Annotated in this window: 10 protein-coding genes; 4 read left to right on the top strand and 6 right to left on the bottom strand. The window is 40.9% G+C overall.

Annotation, left to right across the window (positions count from 1 at the left end; all coding sequences use genetic code 11):
• The coding region (locus PR709_RS10855; RefSeq protein WP_272570898.1) for a PAAR domain-containing protein at nucleotides 1-174 on the top strand (174 nt) is incomplete at its 5' end.
• A gap of 482 nt (nucleotides 175-656) precedes the next feature.
• Nucleotides 657-1598: a hypothetical protein gene (locus PR709_RS10860; protein ID WP_004923406.1), complete on the top strand. Its 942-nt coding sequence runs from the start codon at nucleotides 657-659 to the stop codon at nucleotides 1596-1598.
• Nucleotides 1599-1944: 346 nt separating this feature from the next.
• Here PR709_RS10860 and glgA read toward each other — a convergent pair whose 3' ends face one another.
• The gene (gene glgA / locus PR709_RS10865; RefSeq protein ID WP_004923412.1) at nucleotides 1945-3384 is read right to left on the bottom strand and encodes a glycogen synthase GlgA; all 1440 of its coding nucleotides are present in this window, start codon (nucleotides 3382-3384) and stop codon (nucleotides 1945-1947) included.
• A gap of 3 nt (nucleotides 3385-3387) precedes the next feature.
• Nucleotides 3388-5595, bottom strand: coding sequence for a 1,4-alpha-glucan branching protein GlgB (gene glgB, locus PR709_RS10870; protein ID WP_004923415.1), 2208 nt, complete (start codon nucleotides 5593-5595; stop codon nucleotides 3388-3390).
• Between the two features lie 538 nt (nucleotides 5596-6133).
• Here glgB and emrA point away from each other — a divergent pair.
• On the top strand, nucleotides 6134-7306 hold the full coding sequence (gene emrA / locus PR709_RS10875) for a multidrug efflux MFS transporter periplasmic adaptor subunit EmrA (protein WP_272570890.1): 1173 nt from the start codon (nucleotides 6134-6136) through the stop codon (nucleotides 7304-7306).
• Nucleotides 7307-7322: 16 nt separating this feature from the next.
• Complete coding sequence (locus PR709_RS10880; RefSeq protein ID WP_014657040.1) at nucleotides 7323-8843, top strand: DHA2 family efflux MFS transporter permease subunit; 1521 nt, start codon at nucleotides 7323-7325, stop codon at nucleotides 8841-8843.
• A 49-nt stretch (nucleotides 8844-8892) separates the two neighbouring features.
• On the opposite strand, the gene PR709_RS10885 is transcribed toward PR709_RS10880, so the two are convergent.
• Genes PR709_RS10885 through PR709_RS10900 form a run of 4 tightly spaced genes read right to left on the bottom strand, consistent with a single transcriptional unit; the run spans nucleotide 8893 to nucleotide 13817 of the window.
• A complete protein-coding gene (locus tag PR709_RS10885) occupies nucleotides 8893-9960 on the bottom strand; it encodes a fimbrial protein (protein ID WP_040132675.1) in 1068 nt (355 codons plus the stop codon).
• Nucleotides 9961-9973: 13 nt separating this feature from the next.
• Entirely contained in the window at nucleotides 9974-12466 is a 2493-nt protein-coding gene (locus PR709_RS10890) for a fimbria/pilus outer membrane usher protein (RefSeq protein ID WP_004923428.1), read from the bottom strand.
• 21 nt (nucleotides 12467-12487) lie between these two features.
• The gene (locus tag PR709_RS10895; RefSeq protein ID WP_072503009.1) at nucleotides 12488-13183 is read right to left on the bottom strand and encodes a fimbrial biogenesis chaperone; all 696 of its coding nucleotides are present in this window, start codon (nucleotides 13181-13183) and stop codon (nucleotides 12488-12490) included.
• 55 nt (nucleotides 13184-13238) lie between these two features.
• Nucleotides 13239-13817, bottom strand: coding sequence for a fimbrial protein (locus PR709_RS10900; protein ID WP_004923436.1), 579 nt, complete (start codon nucleotides 13815-13817; stop codon nucleotides 13239-13241).
• Between the last annotated feature and the right edge of the window lie 742 nt (nucleotides 13818-14559).

Below are 14559 nucleotides of genomic sequence, written 5' to 3' on the forward strand. Positions count from 1 at the left end.
GTCCAAGAAGTCGCCTGTGTGGGCGACTCGGTTTATTGCCCTTCGTGTAAAACAACAGGTGCTATCGTCGAGGGCGACGGTTTAATGAAAATCAACGAAATTCCCGTCGCACTTGAAGGTCACAAAGTGGCTTGTGGTTGCTTTGGTGGGTGTGTGCTTGTCGCAGTGGATTAAGCAAGTAGTAAAAAAGTATCTTGAGCGGGGTGTTGTAATCAATGGGGTTAAAACAATAAAGAATGAGTGAATACAGTTGTTAGTCAGTATGTTAGCTTTAAATAATGAATGATTATGAAGATGATTTCATTTGCAAAATTGAGTCACCGTCACCTGAGTGGGTTACGTTTGAAATCAAAACGACGATGAAGGATAAGTTTGGTCCAAATGCAACTCCTTTAAGTGGAAAGCTTACAGAAATACAAGTAGACTATAAAAAAATATCAGACGCCATACTGAATTAGCTGAACGCGCTCTTTATTTCATGGTGATAATGATTACTCTTTAACTAGAAAAGAATTTAGAATACTAAAAGAAATTAAATTAAGTATGAAAAAGTGTCAGGTAGTTGGTTATAAAATAACAGTAGGTTTAGATAATGAATTTAATCCTTCACATAACAGTAAATACACTGAATTTTTCATCGCTGAGGATTTGGAAAAATGAATCGAACAAATAAAGTAATTAAATATATAGAGAATTTAGTTAACTCTTCAAATAATGATGTTGCAAAGATTAATAAAATTATATATAGCGAAACTATAGATAGTCTAGATGAATTACATGGGTTAAGTAACTCAGAACGCTATATTCGTTATGAAGTTTTACTAGAGTCTTACTTATCAAGTATTGCACTAACATACATGCGAAGAATATACAAAAATGATAATGATTCACCTTATGAATTTGAGCGTTTTTTTTACCATAAGAATATACTGTTTGTATTAAATTATCTTATGACAAAAAATAGAGAGGAATTATTTCTCAATTTAGCGGAGCAAGGTGAAATTTTATTAATGGATTTCGCCTGTAATGATTTTCGAATAGGGCACTTTTGCTACGATAAAATTATTGAAAGTATTCAATCGGGTAAAATGGCAGAATCACTCCCTATGTACACTCGACCACAGAAATTAGGTGTCCTAGCGATTGAAATGCTGGCAAGCGAGAAAAACCAAACAATAGATTGGGAAAGCGCCGGAATTCCTATTGACCCCTTCTATCAACGTTTCTGCCAAGAAGCATTGTATAATGAAAATCACGATGTTGTCGCTCAATGGCTTATTACTTTATGTGACAAGCATATCGAATGGTCTGCATTATTTGCAGATAATGAGAATGAACAAAGCTCAACAGGCTATGAAATAGACATGGAAATTTTATTAGCGTGGCCGTTTGAATACCAAGCCGTAAAAAATTTCCGTGCTCGCCATGGGTTGACAACACCCATTATTGATCATCCGCTATTAAAAACGCCAATGGCGATTGATCACCGCCCAGATATGGTGGGTTGGAAACAAAATAGGCCTGCTATTTATGACCAAATGATTGATGATCTCATTACGATTAATCCCGAGCTGCAAGTTATCAATAAGCTATTTTAATCATGAACAATAGGCGGTTAATATACCGCTTTTTAAAATGGGTAATGTCATGAAGCTGACGTCAAAAAACAAAAAAATTATTCAAAGTAGCGAACGTCAAGCGTTTTTTTATCTGGAAAATGAATATCAACCGGTATTAGCACACTATAAGATTAAACGAATAATATTCTTTAATTTGCTAAAGAGAAACTGCTTGCAATATTAAGTAGTAGCCGAATTACCTGAGAATACTATTCCGCATGATGGAAATTTCTCTAACATTTAAATTTATTGATTTCGGTGATCGTTTGAACGACCACCTTTTATAAATAGGCAAATATATAGAATTATTCACAGGGCCTAGAATTCATCGCCCCAGCACTCTTCGATAGATATTTAAATACGCCTCCGCCGACTTTTGCCAACTCACATCTTTTGCCATTGCATTTTTTTGGACCTGTTGCCATTGTGCTGGAGAATCCCACAAAGCTAACGCGCGGTCGATTGCGGATTTAAGATCGGCGGCATGACTCTCATTAAACACAAAGCCTGTTGCCTCTTTGCGTTTTATCGCCTCCAATGAACAATCTGTCACGGTATCGGCTAGGCCACCAGTGTTGCGCACGAGTGGTAACGTGCCATAACGTAGCGCGTAGAGCTGTGTCAGGCCACATGGCTCAAAACGACTTGGCACCATTAATACGTCTGCACCTGCAATGACTTGGTGGGATAATGGCTCATCATAACCAATAATCGCGCGTACCTGATCTGGATATTGTGATTGAGCATGGCGATAGGCATTTTCGAGGTCGTGATCGCCGCTGCCAAGTAAAACAAACTGACTACCAGAACTCAGTAGATCCGGTAAGATTTCTAAGATCAGATCCAAACCTTTTTGGCGGGTCATTCGGCTAACAACAGCAAAGAGCGGTTTATCCGTTTGTTGCGCAAGGCCGAGGGATTGTTGCAAAGCCAGTTTGTTTTTTACCTTATTTTTTACACTACGCTCACTGTATTTTTGCGCAATTAAGGCATCACTTGAAGGTGACCAGACTTCAGTATCTATGCCATTTAAAATACCACTTAAGCGCTGCTCGTGGTTGAGCCGATTTAAAAGCCCATCGAGGCCATAAGCATAATGCGGATTTAAGATCTCTTTGGCATAGGTCGGGCTAACGGCGTTAGTATGATCGGCATAAAATAGCCCTGCTTTCATAAATGAGAGTTGACCAAAAAACTCCATTCCATCAACGTTGTAAAACTCAGGGGGCAACCACAGTTCATGAATATGATGGGGTGAAAATAGCCCTTGGTAAGCGATATTATGGATGGTGAACATACAGCGGGCAGGGTAGCCATAGGCTGCAAGGTAGGCACAGGCTAGGGCAGCATGCCAATCATGAGCATGCACAATGTCGGCTTGCCATAGTGGGTCACAGCCTCTGGCGAGTTCAGCGGCGATAAAACCTAATAATCCAAAGCGGCGATAGTTATCTTGATAGGCATTGTTATAACCATCGTGATAGGGGCTACCTTCTCGTTGGTAAAGGTGCGGTGCTTCAATAAGATATAATGGCGTATCGTTATATAGACAATAAAATAAGGTCACTTCCCCTGCGAATGTGTTAAGGGTCGTGACTTTTTGTTTATCAGCAAGTTGATTGATAATAGCAGGAAAACCCGGCACTAAGACTCTCGCATCTGCACCATGTTGCCGCTGAGCGGGCGGGAGTGCCGCAACAACGTCAGCCAGTCCACCTGTTTTTAATAAAGGAAAAAACTCGGCACAAACATGTAATACTTTCATTTTTTACTCCTTATTTTTCTTTGTGGCTGGCTTTATGGTCAGATATAGCGTTGATAACGGTGGCAGCGTCAATGCAATAGAATACTGGCAACCATGTGCCTTGATTGGCTGGCTGGAAATAGGAGCAACAGGATGCTTATCGCTGCCCCCATAGCGTGAATCATTTGTGTTTAATAAGACTTGATATTGACCGTGTAGCCTGACACCAATGCGGTAATCTGCTCGCGTTACTGGAGTGAAATGGCTGATTACAAGCAGCGGGTCGCCATTTTCGGCGTAGCGAATAAATGCAAAAACCGAATTATCGTGATCGTCGACGATCACCCATTCAAAACTACTTTCATTGTGATCGTTATCGTACAGGGCGGGTGTACTGCGATAAGTAACGTTGAGATCTCTGATCAGACGTTGAACACCAGCATGCGGGCTGGTAGGAATATCCACCAGATGCCAATCTAACTCCCCATCATGATCCCATTCACGCCATTGTGCGATTTCTCCCCCCATAAACAGCAGCTTTTTACCTGGGTGCGCCCACATAAACCCATAATAAGCACGTAGCGTGGCAAATTTTTGGTCAGGTGAGCCTGACATTTTGCGCAATAAGGAACCTTTACCGTGAACAACTTCATCGTGAGATAGAGGCAATATGTAGTTTTCACTCCACGCATACATCACGCTGAATGTCATTTTATTATGGTGGTATTTACGGGCGATAGGGTCTAGCTGTAAATAGCTTAACGTGTCATGCATCCACCCCATATTCCATTTGTAGTTAAATCCAAGCCCGCCAAGGGATGGTGGCAATGTCACCCCAGAGAAGTCTGTCGACTCTTCTGCGGCCATTAATACATTAGGCTGGATACGGTGAAGTAATTCGTTGGTATGCTGTAAGAAACTGACGGCCTCAAGGTTAATATTGCCACCATACTCGTTTGCAATCCATTCGCCGTCAGGGCGGCTATAATCGCGATAAATCATCGATGCAACAGCATCAACGCGTAAGCCATCGAAGCCAAATCGATCTACCCAATAGACGGCATTATCGGATAAAAACTGGCGTACCTCGTGACTGCGGTAGTCGTAGATCAGAGTATCCCAGTCGCGGTGCTTACCTTCTTTTGGGTCAGCATACTCATAGAGTGGCGTACCATCAAAATTGGCTAACCCACTATTATCCGAAGGAAAATGGCCGGGCACCCAATCTAGGATCACATTAATACCTAATCGATGTGCTTCATCAACAAAGTCAATCAAATCTTGCGGCGACCCAAAACGGCTGGTAGGGGAGTAGATACCTAATGGCTGATAGCCCCATGAGCCATCAAAAGGGTGTTCGCTAATAGGCAATATTTCTAAATGGGTGAACCCCATCTCTTTAACATAGGGAAGTAATGTTTCTGCCAGTTCTCGGTAAGTGAGCCAACTATGGTTATTGGCTGAGCGCCGCCATGAACCAAGGTGAACCTCATAAATAGAGATAGGGGCATTGCGTTGGTTCGATTGGATTTGCTGTGCTGTGGGGTGGCGCTGTTTTGGAAGCAGGGAAACAATTGATGTCGTATCTGGTCGTAATTGGCTGCGAAAGGCATAAGGATCGGATTTTAATTGTATTTCGCCTTTTGCATCTAATATTTCATATTGATAGTGAGTACCTGCCTGAATCGCGGGAAGAAAGATTTCCCAAAGGCCATTTTCGGGATGATGGCGCATGGGGTATCGGCGACCGTCCCAAAAGTTAAAAGCGCCCACGACAGAGACTCGTTGGGCATTCGGTGCCCAAACACAAAAATGCGTACCTGTAATATCACCCACTTGGCGTACATGCGCACCGAGTGTTTCAAATGAGAAAGTACGCTGGAGGCCTTTGGTATCTGCATCGTGTAGTAATGTGCCGAAACGGTACGGATCTTCAATAACCTGTTGTGAATTGCCCCAGTTAACCTGCAAAATATAAGTGAAATTAGCGTCTAAGTCTGTTGCATCGCCTGAAAAAAAGCCGCGTTCATCAAGGCGTGATAGTTGCACAACGGGGGCTGCGGTCAACCTATCCAGTACGGTGACCTCTTGAGCATTTGGGAGTAAGACTCGAAAATAGGTAACTTTTCCTTGTTGATGCATACCAAGGAAAGCAAAAGGGTCACGATAATGTCCGGCAAATAATTGATCGATGATCAGTTGTTGCTCTGATGGTTTTTCTCTCTCTTTCATCACCTCTCCTGAATGAAATCAGTCGCAGCTAGCCGCCTTATATTATCGTTTTCATGATTAACTTTTAGATGCTAAAGGTAGCGTTAAAACGAGCGCTATTTGTTATTATTTATCTTTTCAATGATACAAAATAATAGTCCACAATTTCATTTGATAAAAATATTGAGATAAGTCAATAACTATCAAATTAGGAATGTTTTATATTTTAATATAGCGATAAAACAATAAAGCTGCTTGGTGTTGAAGTAAAGTCATCAAAAATAGATGAATTGGAAATGGTTTTGTTTCTTATGATAATAAATCTAGGTGCTAAAAAGTCAACATCTATAACTAGTTGAATCTATGCGTTAAAATGCTTTTCAATTTCGGATGCTCTTGATTAAATATTACTGTCATTTATTGATGTGAAATATAAAACATTAATTAATGACAAAACTAAAAATTAATATTGTTAAATGGAATTCTCTATTGCTTTATTAGCATTAGTCCGTAAATATAAGGGTAGTGATTAATAAAGTGTGAGACCCAGAGAGTTATTATGGATCAACCAACGAGTTCAACCGAAACTAATCAAAAAACGAAGAATGAAAAACGTAGAAAAGTCTGGATGGTAATTGCTTCAATTATTATTGTTCTACTGTTTGTTGCTTATGGTGCTTATTGGTTTTTGGTATTACGTTTTCAAGAATATACTGATGATGCTTATGTCTCCGGTGTGCAAGTACCTATTGTTGCGCAGACTACAGGTAATGTGACTCAGGTTAATTTTGAAAATACCGATTTGGTTAAAGCGGGTGATGTGCTGGTGGTTCTGGATAAAACCAATGCACGGCTAGCCTACGAGCAGACAAAACATGACCTCGCAACCACGGTGCGCAAAACCAAAGAGCTGTACATTAATGGTGATGAATACCAAGCGCAAATCCAAAAAAATCGTATCTCACTTGCGCAAGCACAGAAAGATTATCAACGCCGCGCCGCTTTAGGACGAAGTGGGACTATCTCTAAAGAAGATTTACAACACTCCCAAGAAGCGGTGCAGTTGGCGCAAGCAGCCTTAGATATCTCCATTCAGCAATATAATGCGAACCAAGCACTATTGCGCAATACCGAGTTGAGAAAACAACCGGCAATCCAACAAGCCGCAGATAATGTGCGCAACGCATGGATTACTTTGCAACGTACAGAGGTGAAAAGCCCTATCACAGGTTATGTTTCGCGTCGTAATGTGCAAGTCGGTTCACAAGTCGGTCCGCAAGGCTCTTTGATGGCTATTGTGCCAGCTCAACCCGTTTGGGTGGATGCGAACTTTAAGGAAACACAATTAGAAAAGGTGCGCATAGGGCAGCCAGTAACACTCACCAGTGATTTTTATGGTGATGATATTGTGTATACCGGTAAGGTGGCTGGTTTGGATATGGGAACGGGGAGTGCTTTCTCTTTATTACCTGCACAGAATGCAACAGGTAACTGGATTAAAGTGGTACAACGTTTGCCTGTCCGTGTAGAGCTAGACCCTGAACAGGTTGCCAAATATCCGTTGCGTATTGGGCTATCAATGAATGCAACGATTGATATTAAAGATCAAAATGGCCCTGTGTTAGCAGAGGTTCAGCGTGACACGCCAGCATTTGAAAGTGATGTGCTGGTGTTAAAGCTGGCGGATGTCGATTCGGTGATCGACACGATTATTAACGAAAACGCGGATTAGCCCGAAAGGAGTGGCTGTGGCAGATATTCAACCACTAAAGGGCTCAAAGCTGGTATGGGCAACGATTGCATTGTCACTTGCAACCTTTATGCAGGTGCTGGATTCGACAATCGCTAACGTTGCCATCCCAACCATTGCTGGTGATCTCGGTGTTTCAATGTCACAAGGAACATGGGTGATTACCTCATTTGGTGTTTCTAATGCCATTTCCATTGCGATCTCTGGGTTCCTTGCTAAACGGTTTGGTGAAGTCCGTGTTTTTATATGGGCAACCGCTTTATTTACCATCTTTTCATTACTTTGTGGCTTCTCTGATAGCCTTGGCATGTTAATTTTATTTCGTGTTTTACAAGGTGCTGTTGCGGGGCCGGTGATCCCCCTTTCACAAAGTCTGATCATGCGTTGCTACCCCCCTAAAATGCAAAATATGGCATTGGCATTTTGGTCAATGACGATCATTTTAGCCCCGGTGTTTGGCCCTATTTTTGGTGGTTATATTAGTGATAACTTCCATTGGGGGTGGATCTTCTTTATGAACGTTCCACTGGGTATTTTTGTGGTTATTGTGGGCTCTATTATCCTTAAAGGAATGGAATCGAAAGTAGTCAATGTCCCGTTTAATTTGATTGGCTTGGCATTATTGTCAGTGGGTGTTGGTTGCCTTCAGGTCCTGTTGGATAAGGGGAAAGAGTTAGGATGGTTAGCCTCTGATGAAATTGTCACATTAGCGGTAATTTCAGCGATAGCATTGGTTTTTTTGGTTATTTGGGAACTAACAGACAAAAACCCAGTTGTTGAGCTTGCACTATTTAAATCACGTAACTTCACGATAGGCACGATTTCCGTTAGCTTAGCCTATATGGCCTACTTTGGTGCTATCGTTCTTTTGCCCCAGTTATTGCAGGAGGTCTATGGGTATACGGCAACATGGGCGGGGTTAGCCCTTGCGCCGATAGGGTTATTGCCCGTCTTGTTCTCTGCCCCCGTCGCGAAATTGTCAGACTTCCTTGATATTCGCTGGATAGTGACATTTAGTTTTGTATTCTATGCGATTTGTTTCTTCTGGCGGGCATATACCTTTGAACCAAGTATGGGCTTTTCTGCCGTAGTTTGGCCTCAGTTAGTGCAAGGGATGGCTGTGGCTTGCTTCTTTATGCCACTGACGACGTTAACACTGTCAGGTTTACCCCCTGAAAAATTGGCGTCGGCGTCAAGTCTTGCAAACTTCTTCCGTACTCTTGCAGGCTCGATAGGAACATCAATCACAACCACGATGTGGAGTGATAGAGAGTCGCTCCATCATAGCCAGTTAACGGAATACATCACTGACTATAACCCTGAATCGCTAGAGATGTATAAAGAGATGGCGGCACATGGCTTAAGTCATGAGCAGACATCGGGCTTTATTGCGCAGGAGATCACTAGCCAAGGATTAATCATTGCGGCCAATGAAATCTTTTGGTTATGTGGATGGGTGTTTATTGGACTGATTATCACCGTCTGGTTTGCAAAACCGCCTTTTGGTAGTAAAGCGTAAGTTAAATACAATAAGAGCGCTAACGATTAGCGCTCTTATCTTTTGAAGCTTACGGGTAGACAATATTGAGTGTCGCCGTAGTTTTGAGGGTGCCTTGGGTTGCTCGCTGAGGATCCCATGCATAATAGTAAACAGCCATTGGAATACTAAAGTGCGGTTCCAGTTGGCCTCCTGCATTTACGTAAAACAGCGACGTTGCATTACCTCGGGAGTTTGGATTTTGTGAAATCACCACAGGGGTATTTGGCGCATTAGTTTTAACTAAGCGTAGCCCGATACCTTGTGCGGCATTGGCTGTTTTATCAATCAAGACCGTATTATCTGAGCTAAGCAGATTATTGCTAGATAAAAAGACATCGATCGCTCTTTCTGCCGTATTATTTGCGCCCCCAAGGTTCTCACAACGCATATTCAATGAAAACGGTGTATAGCCAGCTTGGTTTCCATTAATGACTTGATGGCGGCTTAATGTTGGTAATGTGACAACAAGCCCCGCATTTTGGAAAGCGCAGGTAGTTAATTTTGGTGCATATTTTAATATTAGTGGCTGACCGAACATATCACGGTCATCATAGGGCCAGTTAAAACCGTTAAATAACCATTGTAGGATTTTCAGAAGTTGTTTAACGGGCCATAGCACAATATCAAAAATTGACATTCCGCTTAAATCTGTGACGAAGAGAATATCATGTAAATGGACGGTATCACCGGCAATGAGCGTGCCTTGTTTTGGTTCAAGCGTAAATTTAATCGTCACTGGTGTATTTAACTCAGAAGCAGAGTGACGACCTGATTTATTCAGTTTCTTATTCGGAATATCATTAATGATTTGTGCCCTGACATGATATTTCCCATTCATAAAACTCAAAATGGTTGCATATTGGTTGTCAGTATTCAGGATTTTGGTATAACCAAATTCGCTTTGGCGGGTGGAACAATTAAAGCTACCTGAGTACTGTGTCGATATGGTCGTTGTCCACTCGGGGGTGGCGGGGGTGAGTTTATCCGACAAATCAATGCTAATTGGCGAAGCATAGCTTATGCCACTTTCATGGCAAATTGCCTGACTATAGCCGCTAAAGAGAATTAGGATTAAAAAAAGATAGGATCGCATCATGACATTCATCTCGTTATTGGCAAACGCCAGTGGGGCCGTCAAGGTTGTCTGGTAAGTTATGAATGGTGCAGTGACCCTCATTTAACCGAATAATGACCGACTTAGGAAAAGCTTCTGCTTTTAAATACAGCACACTGGCTTGCCCTACATAGCCAATCGCTTCTCCTTGAAGGTCAGTTACTTCTGCGCCGAAAGGTAATGCACTGCCATCTTGTCGTAATGCACGACTGAGCCAAGAGGTGCGCGTATCGGTTTTGAATTTCACTAAATTCACTGAACCTTCGATTGGTGCGCTATTTGCCATATTGCCGATAACTTCAGCGCCTTGTGTATTTTCTGTATTTGAAAGCATAATCGTATTTTTACGATATGGCGTTGCATAAGGTACTAATGCCAGTCCTTCTTTATTGGTCACGATACTTTGGTCGCCATTCACCATTAAGCCTTGTGCATGGGGCGCTTTGACGATGGTCATTGTATTGCCGATTTCGTTAGATGCGAGTATATCCCAAGGTATAGCGACTAAGCTGCCGCGTGCACTCAGCCCAGTTTGATGGTAGTCATTAGATTCACTGAGTGAACTACCAATAGTGGAAACATTTGAGCGATAAGCCACATTGGCGCTTGCCATGTTTTGGCCACCTTGCTGATTACTGCCGGAAAGTGAATAACTCAATCGGTTTGCTTCCAGAGCCGTACCACTTAAAGAAACGGTACTTTGTTGATAGTGAGAATCGGTAGCAGTAAGGCCTGTGCTGACCCATATATCATTATCAAATACAGACAGAGGTAAACTGATTGAAATATAGTAGCGATTTTCTTCTTCGCCTTTACCATCTCGTACTCGGCTAGCGGACAGTGAATAGCTGATATCTGAATACGCATTCGAGTAGCCTAGTTGGTACTCGCGGGTTGTTGGGGTAGTCGACCAATAGTCACGTTGGGAGCCGGAAACGTAGAAGGTTCCCCAGTTTTCAGGTAAGCGCTGATTTAAATTGATCGTGAAGGTATTTTTTGGACGAACCCCACGCATAGAATCCCACGTATTTATATCGAAAGCAGGTAATTCACGATGAGGCAGTGTCTCTGTGGCCTGTTTTTCTAAAGTTTCCTGATATAAACGATAACCTTCATGGGCATGAATCGAATCACTGAAACTATAATAGCCTTTGGTCGAATAGCGATAGGCGGCTAAGGTGAAATTGGTAGCTGTTGTATTGAGAAACTTACTGTATGACACTCGCATACTTTGGCCTTTCTGCGTGTCATTAGGTAATTGAGTATTGGCATGTGTGATATCGAGAGAAACAGCACCAATAGGTAAGTTCCAACCAGAGCCGAGCAGATAAGCTTGATAATCTTCACTTGCAATCACCCCCGTGTAGCCAGTGATTAGGTTATTAAAACCATATTCGAAGGTGCCTTGGAGAAATTTGGGCTGATAGTGACCATTTTCTTGGTTCACCTTACCAGCGAGCAGGGCATAATTACTTACCCCCTCTTTTAACATCCCCGGTACGGCAGAAAATGGAACCGTAAAGGATTGTTCTTGCCCGTTGGCTTCTTTTACGATCACTAACAAATCGCCAGCCGACCCCGTTGGCTGAATATTATCGATGGTAAATTGCCCTGGTGGCACGTTTTCTTGGTAAATAATACTGCCGTTTTGTATGACTTTGACAAGGGCGTTAGTTTGAGCGACACCTCTAACAATCGGGGCAAAGCCTTGTTGTGAAGTGGGGCGCATATTAATGTCTGAGGCGAGAGAAACGCCACGAACTCGCACTGAATCAAATAGTGTTCCCTGGGAGTAAAAATCACCTGCAATAAAATTGGATTGATATAATGGTAAAGCTTTGCGTAGATAGCGTGTATTATTTTCCCATTTTAAGCTATCACCTGAATGTTTTCGGAGTGAGCTGCTATCGCGAAATTGCCAAGAGCTAAAATTGAGCCCCGATTCAAAACCCGCGTAGAGATCATCACTCGATGATTTATCACCATTTTTATTCTTTGTTTTATAGTAAGTCGCGTTATATGAAAGCATGGCTGCGGGGATACCCTCTTCCCAAAATTCGGGAGGAACATAGCCCACTTCGTTGCGCAAAAGAAAGCTTTGTGGAATAGACATTTTGATGCTTAATGTACTGATATCGACATTAAAGCTACCACCTTGCACCAATTGTTCTAATGTATATTCCTGCTCTTCATCCGATGTTTCAGGTAATTTGATCCCTAAAAGTCCAGCTTCGCGTTTACTAAGAAAAATACGGTTGTGAGAGTCTGTAAATATAAAAGGATAACGGCCTTTCCAATCGCCATTAATAAAGACATCCATCTCTTGTGTACCCGCTGGCATGCTTTGCTCTTCATAAAAGCGAGACAGATCGGATTTCGCGGAATCACCAGCGAGTAAAGAGGTATCAAAACTCACCCCCCAGCTTTTTGATGTTCCAAGAATTAGGCAAACTGCTAATAGGCTCCTATGGCGGCCATGCAACTTCATTATTACAAGCTCTCTTATATTTTATTTTGCAATCACATCTTTATTTTTATAGGCGCCGAGATCATCGACATAGAGCAAACTGTATTTTTGACCTGCACTGACAGCGGTTTTAGTTGGTGCTAAAGCATGTGAAAACGGCGCTACCATGAGTGAATCGGTCAATATTTTTTTACCTTTTTTATCATCAACATTCGCAAGAGTGACGTAATAAGGACTATTGTTAGTGATACGGAATTGTTTGTTTTCCGCTTTCACTTCAATCTGTTCGAGTGCTTGTTCAACACCGGCTTGTAAGTGGTTCGGACGATAGAACAGTTTAATACGTGTTTTAATCGCCAACTGCATCGTGTTTTTCCCTTGCAGATGTTCTGGTGTTGGTGGGATATCTAATATATTTAAATAAAAAACAGATTCGCGATCGGTTGGCAGCGATGCGGGGAGTTTTTTAATGCGTAACTGTTGCCCATCATTCCCTGATACCTTAACAACAGGGGGAGAAAGCAAAAAAGGAACATTGGCTGTTTCTGGTGTTGAATTGATATCACCATCGTCAATCCATGATTGGACTAAGGCTGGATCATTTCCATTATTAATAAGTTGTACGATGGTTTCGTTATTTTTTTCTGGATAAATAACGCGTGTTCCATTAACAACAATATTAGCAAAGGCAGTATTAATACTAGCGAGTAAGGAAAATAAAATAAGTAGGCGCATAATAATAAACTCAGAAATAGCCAAGCTAATAAAATAGCCTGGCTATTTGGGTAAATAATTACAGATATGAAATGGTATAAGTGACGTTAGAGCTTAAGCTACCAACTCTTGCTGGCAGAGCATTCGTTTTATAGTAATAGATATCTAATGCTAAGGTTTCAGTGTTAGAGTCGTTGCCTTTGATATCAGTAACGAATGGTTGGTTTAATAACAGAGGAATTTGGTCTGTTGTTTTAGTAATGGCGAAACCAACGTTACGAGAAACGCTCGTGTCATTTTCATTAACTGTGGTATTTTGCAGATACTTACCATCAGTAGAAATATTATTTGCAGATGAGAAATAAATTTTCAGAGGGGTATCAGCAGCGCCGCTTGCAGAAGTACAGTTAGAGAAAGTGAGTGATACTGTTTTTTTATTTTTAGTAATAATGCCTTGAGTCGTGCCTGCATCTTCAACAGTGATTGGATTTAATGCAACAGTGAAATCTGCACTTTTACCGCCATTGATAGTACAAGTTGTATCAGTAATTGCGCCACTAAAGTTAATTACACCACCAGCTGCTTTTTCAGCAGCAAGTGCTGGTGTAGCAGAAAGAATTAATGCCGTTGCAACTGATAATGCAAATTTGTTATTCATTTTCTTCTCCGAGAAAAGCTGTATATATGTTAATAAAAGAGGAATGGCAAAGTTTGCGCCTTCTGTTATTTATAGAAATAGAAAGCCATCCTCAGCCAGTTTAAAAAAATTTATTAATTACGTTGAATTTAAAAAACAGAAATACGAAACGGCACTTTTTAACAAAGGCGCTTTATATTTCAGCCTCATTTAAATTTGAGGGTAATTTGATTTATATCAAATTTTATAGGGCGCTATTATACGTGTAATCATTTGTTTAAAAAGAGGGGGATTATTACTCATATTAGATTTAAAAATTAAATATCGAATTAGGCTCGGAAAAGATTGCTGATTACGTGTTAAAGGGCGTATTTTGAAAAGAGGGTGGTGTTTTATTTTTTAATTTCAGTTAATTCAGAGCTATATGTATTTTTTGGCTACAAAAGTAGAGTTAAAAACTTGTTACCAAACGTTTCATTTTGTGGATTTGTATTTCTTTATTGATTTTAAATCAATATGTTAAGTCAGGTACTCCTTTGGTAGTAGTTGATAAATAGTCAAAATACATAAATTTTTTTGATGAAAATCATTTTAATAATTTTATTTTATTCAAATTTTTAATCTGAATAAATAAGTTTAGTCAAAATAAATATTTATATAAAAATGAAACTATTCTTAATATGTATTATTGTTAATAAATATATTCACCATGTGAAATATTTTTTTGATATAAACAATGACGTATCGATGAGTAAATATTAAT

This window comes from Providencia sp. PROV267 (genome assembly GCF_028477825.1).
GTDB lineage: Bacteria > Pseudomonadota > Gammaproteobacteria > Enterobacterales > Enterobacteriaceae > Providencia > Providencia stuartii.

Excerpts from the sequence above, each read along its gene's own strand:
- emrA (WP_272570890.1), top strand. The coding sequence starts at position 6,134 with ATGGATCAACCAACGAGTTCAACCGAAACTAATCAAAAAACGAAGAAT.
- PR709_RS10885 (WP_040132675.1), bottom strand. The coding sequence starts at position 9,960 with ATGATGCGATCCTATCTTTTTTTAATCCTAATTCTCTTTAGCGGCTAT.
- PR709_RS10900 (WP_004923436.1), bottom strand. The coding sequence starts at position 13,817 with ATGAATAACAAATTTGCATTATCAGTTGCAACGGCATTAATTCTTTCT.
- PR709_RS10860 (WP_004923406.1), top strand. The coding sequence starts at position 657 with ATGAATCGAACAAATAAAGTAATTAAATATATAGAGAATTTAGTTAAC.
- glgB (WP_004923415.1), bottom strand. The coding sequence starts at position 5,595 with ATGAAAGAGAGAGAAAAACCATCAGAGCAACAACTGATCATCGATCAA.
- glgA (WP_004923412.1), bottom strand. The coding sequence starts at position 3,384 with ATGAAAGTATTACATGTTTGTGCCGAGTTTTTTCCTTTATTAAAAACA.
- PR709_RS10890 (WP_004923428.1), bottom strand. The coding sequence starts at position 12,466 with ATGAAGTTGCATGGCCGCCATAGGAGCCTATTAGCAGTTTGCCTAATT.